We start from the raw sequence: 5,040 nt of genomic DNA, 5'->3' as shown, positions 1-5,040 counted from the left end.
CACCGGAAAGATCACGGTAACACCCATCAATTCCTTCAAAAATATAAGCATCAGAAAGTAAGCTTTCCAATAAAATCAAAACATTAAAACCGTCAAGATAAATCCTTTTATCTTTTACATCCGAAATTTGAAGTTCTTTATTTTTTCTGTTATTAATCTGATTTTCAGAAGCTGAAGCACCACGCAAAGCCTGAATCTGTCGGGCTTTCAGTCGGTAATGATTTCCTACTAGTTCTGAAGAAGCTTTTTCTGCATAATTTCAGCTCAGCAAATACTTCATATCCTGAACTGCCGATTTCAGTTTATCAATCTGCTTTTTTGAAGAAAACAAAAGGTCGTCGCCTGTATTTTTTCCTCGATTTCTGTTGTTCATACTCAAAAATATAATTTTTGGAGCAAACCGCTCTATTTCCATTTAAAATTACATGTTTGTGCAATCGATTACTCAAAATTTGTTTTTTGAACTTGTTTTTGGGGAAAATCTTTTATCACAATTATGATTATTTAAACAAAAAAATTAAATAACATCAATTTTAAAAAATTCCTAAAACACTGAAAATAAATACTTAAGATAAAACCCAATTACATCAATTCACAAATTCTTAAAAATATATTGAGTATTGCATAAAATTATTACATTTAAAGGATAACAATTATTAATTCATTAATGAAGTTTATAGGATATGATGTCGGAAGCTCATCAATAAAGGCTTCTATCGTAGATGAACAAGGCAAAGTAATCGCTCATGCAAAATATCCCGAAAATGAGATGCCTATTGATTCTCCAAAGATTGGTTGGGCAGAACAAGATCCGGAACAATGGTGGCAAAATCTCAGAATTTTGACCCAAAAAATAATTGCAGAAAGCCATATTGATAAAAGTGAAATTAAAGGAATCGGCATTTCTTACCAGATGCACGGTTTAGTTTTGGTGGGAAAAGATAAAGAAGTTTTGCGCCCATCAATTATCTGGTGTGACAGTCGCGCTGTAGAAACCGGAGACAAAGCTTTTGATGATTTAGGTGAAGAAGTTTGCATGAATAAACTTTTGAATTCACCGGGAAATTTCACCGCTTCAAAACTGAAATGGGTCAAAGAAAACGAACCAGAAGTGTATGAAAAAATTTGGAAATTTATGCTTCCTGGAGATTTTATTGCCTTAAAATTAAGTGGTGAAGCTACGACAACGGTTACCGGACTTTCAGAAGGCGTGCTTTGGGATTTCCAGAAACATCAGGCTTCAAAAACATTGTTAAAACATTGGGGAATTGATGAATCATTGGTTTCAAAAGTGGTTGATAATTTTACGGAACAATGTGTAGTTTCAAAACAAGGCGCAGAAAAAAGTGGTTTACCAGAAGGAATTCCTATTCTATACAGAGCCGGAGATCAGCCTAATAATGCTTTGTCATTAAACGTAATGAATCCGGGAGAAATTGCTGCAACAGGCGGAACTTCGGGAGTAGTTTATGGTGTGACCGATGATATTCGTTCTAAAGAATCTGTGCGAGTAAACAATTTCGCACACATCAATCATACAAAAGAGCAACCCAGAATCGGGAAAATGCTTTGCTTAAACGGAGCAGGAATTCAGTACAGCTGGTTGAGACATCAGGTTGACCAGAAAAGACATTCTTACCAGGAATTAAATGATTTGGCTTCGCAAATTCCTATCGGATCAGATGGAATCATCGTTTTACCTTTTGGAAACGGCGCTGAAAGAGTTTTAAAAAATAAAGATATTGGTTCTTCCACTTACAATGTGAATTTTAACCGTCACAAAAGCGTGCATCTTTTTAGAGCCGGATTGGAAGGCATCGCCTACTCTTTCATTTACGGAACTGAAATCCTGATGAATGATGGTCTTCAAAAAGGAATTATTAAAGCCGGAGGAGATAATTTATTTCGTTCTTCATTGTTTGCGCAATCGATTGCATCTTTGTTGGATACGGAAATCAAGATTTTTGACACGACCGGTTCGACTGGAGCTGCAAGAGCTGCAGCAATGGGAGCAGGAGCTTTTGATACACTGAATGATATTTTAACAGAAAAGGATATTACCACAACTTACATTCCTGATTTTAAAAATATAGATCAGTACAGGGAAAGTTATGGTAAATGGAAAACAAAATTGGAGCAGGTAATTACTAGCTATTAGCGAATGGCAATTGGCTTTTAGCTTTACATTCAATCGTTAGCGATTCATTTTAAACGATGACAAACTCGCAGCCGACTTGAACGGAAATCCTTTTGCGAGGAGGAACGATGAGCAAAAGATTGGGAGTGGAAGGCGGAATAGCTGCCCCAATAAAAACTCAATGATAAATTCAAAAAATCAATAAAAATTAAAATATATAATATGTCAGTTACATTAGGAAACAAAGAATATTTCAAAGGAATAGACAAAATCAAGTTTGAGGGAAGAGAATCAGACAATCCGTTGGCTTTCAAATTTTATGACGAAAATTTGGTAGTTCGTGGAAAAACGATGAAAGAATATTTCAAATTTGCCTCAGCTTATTGGCATACATTCTGCGCAACGGGTGGAGATCCGTTCGGAGCAGGAACTCAGCAATTTGAATGGTTAACCGCTTCTGATGCTAAGCAAAGAGCTATAGAAAAAATGGATGCCGCTTTCGAATTTTTCACCAAATTGGGCGTTCCTTATTACTGTTTCCACGATTATGATTTGATTGATGAAGCTGATAATTTCAAAGAATCTACAAAAAGATTAGAATTCATCACAGATTACGCTAAAGAAAAACAGGCTGTTTCTGGCGTAAAATTGCTTTGGGGAACTTCCAACTGTTTCTCAAACCCAAGATTTATGAACGGTGCTGCAACCAATCCTTCTTTTGATGTTCTGGCTTACGCAGGAGGTCAGGTAAAAAATGCCTTGGATGCAACGATCAAATTAGGTGGTGAAAATTACGTTTTCTGGGGCGGTCGTGAAGGTTATATGTCTTTACTAAACACCAATATGAAACGTGAGCAGGAACACATGGCAAAATTTTTACATTTAGCAAAAGATTATGCAAGAGCTCAAGGTTTCAAAGGAACTTTCTTCATCGAACCGAAACCAATGGAACCAACAAAACATCAGTACGATTTTGATGCTGCAACTTGTTTAAATTTCCTTCGCCAGTACGATTTATTGAATGATTTTAAATTAAATCTTGAAGTCAACCACGCTACTTTAGCACAGCATACTTTCGAACACGAGCTTCAGGTTGCGGCTGATAACAATGTTTTAGGAAGCATTGACGCAAACCGTGGAGATTACCAAAACGGTTGGGACACAGACCAGTTTCCGGTTGATTTGTATGAAATGACTCAGGCGATGTTGGTAATCATCCAAGCTGGAGGTTTTCAGGGAGGAGGTGTGAACTTCGATGCAAAAATCAGAAGAAATTCGACGGATCTTGAAGATATTTTCATTGCTCACATCAGCGGAATGGACAATTTTGCGAGAGCCTTCTTAGCTGCTGATAAAATTTTAGAAAAATCAAAATATTCTGAGATCAGAACCAACAGATATTCTTCTTTTGATTCCGGAAAAGGAAAAGATTTTGAAAACGGAAAATTATCATTAACTGATCTGGCTTCTCATGCTGAAGGTTTGGGTGAAGTGGGCAGAGAAAGCGGGAAACAGGAATATCTGGAAAGTATTATCAATCAGTATTTATAATATTGGTTAATCGCAAAGGCGCAAGTTTTTTTACTTTGAAAATATTTTAAGGCGCAAGAAAATCATAGATTTTCGGCAAGGAAATATCTTAAATTTTATCTTCGATAAAATCTTTGCGTCTTAAAACATAAAGCTTGTCAAACTTATTTGCGCCTTTGCGTACAACCAAAAATAATAACAATTAAAACTAAATCAAACTATGCAAATAATAGATTCTGGTCCTCAATATTCTTCAGGAACAAAGGCGCAGATCAATATGCTGTACGTTACCGTACTCACATTGGTTGCCACTTTGGGCGGACTTTTGTTTGGGTACGACACTGCAGTAATTTCCGGAGCCGAAAAATCCATTCAGGAATATCTTATTATTCCTTTAGGATTGAGCTCACTCGCACACGGTGCAACGATTTCGAGCGCATTGATTGGATGTATCATTGGTGGAGCGATTTCCGGAATGATTTCCACAAAGTTGGGAAGAAAAAAATCATTGATGCTTTCTGCATTTCTGTTTTTCATCAGTGCTTTGGGGGCAGCGTATCCTGAATTTTTATTTTTCAAACATGGCGAACATTCGATGGGTGTTTTGCTGGCTTTTAATTTTTACAGGATCATTGGCGGAATCGGAGTCGGACTTGCTTCAGCGGTCTGCCCGATGTATATTGGTGAAATTGCTCCTGCCGAAATCCGTGGAAAATTGGTTTCTTTAAATCAGTTTGCTATTATTTTCGGAATGCTGGTTGTTTATTTTGTGAACTGGGGAATCGCAAGCGGACAAACCGTAGAATGGATCAACGAAATCGGATGGAGATACATGTTTTTATCACTGACGATTCCTTCTGCGTTATTCGGGATTTTACTTTTTCTGGTTCCTGAAACTCCACGATATTTAACTTTAATCAACAAAGACGATGAAGCCCTTAAAATTTTAAAGAAAATAAATGGTGAAGCCCGTGGAAAAGAAATTTTTAACGAAATTAAAAGCACGGTTGTTGAGCATAAAAGTGAAATCTTCGCCTTCGGAAAAACCGTTATTGTGATTGGAATATTGCTTTCTGTTTTCCAGCAGTTTGTAGGAATTAACGTGGCTTTATATTACGCACCGAGAATTTTCGAAAGTATGGGCGTTCACAAAGATTCTTCAATGTTGCAGACTGTTGTGATGGGATTGGTGAATGTTATATTTACGGTTATCGCCATTTTCACAGTAGATAAATGGGGAAGAAAACCTTTATTGATTGTAGGTTCTATCGGGATGGCAATCGGAATGTTTGCGATTGCGATTTTGTCTTATTATCAGGTCATCGGGATTGCAACTTTGGTATTTATTATTGTTTACACAGCCTCATTTATGA

General features: G+C 36.7%; 4 protein-coding genes. 3 read left to right on the top strand and 1 reads right to left on the bottom strand.

Annotation, left to right across the window (positions count from 1 at the left end; translation table 11 throughout):
- Positions 1 to 187 (bottom strand): DUF5616 domain-containing protein (locus tag AB4Y90_RS15365; RefSeq protein WP_441558426.1); only part of this gene is annotated, 187 nt, incomplete at its 3' end.
- A gap of 480 nt (positions 188 to 667) precedes the next feature.
- Here AB4Y90_RS15365 and AB4Y90_RS15360 point away from each other — a divergent pair.
- From AB4Y90_RS15360 to AB4Y90_RS15350, 3 genes are all read left to right on the top strand, one after another.
- On the top strand, positions 668 to 2,158 hold the full coding sequence (locus AB4Y90_RS15360; protein WP_441558425.1) for a xylulokinase: 1,491 nt from the start codon (positions 668 to 670) through the stop codon (positions 2,156 to 2,158).
- A 201-nt stretch (positions 2,159 to 2,359) separates the two neighbouring features.
- Entirely contained in the window at positions 2,360 to 3,688 is a 1,329-nt protein-coding gene (xylA, locus tag AB4Y90_RS15355) for a xylose isomerase (protein ID WP_441558424.1), read from the top strand.
- 199 nt (positions 3,689 to 3,887) lie between these two features.
- The coding region (locus AB4Y90_RS15350; protein WP_441558422.1) for a sugar porter family MFS transporter at positions 3,888 to 5,040 on the top strand (1,153 nt) is incomplete at its 3' end.

It is taken from the genome of Chryseobacterium sp. 2TAF14, assembly GCF_052115105.1.
GTDB lineage: Bacteria > Bacteroidota > Bacteroidia > Flavobacteriales > Weeksellaceae > Chryseobacterium.
The sequence above is the reverse complement of the archived record's forward strand: the minus strand, read 5'-3'. Positions and strand labels throughout refer to the sequence as shown.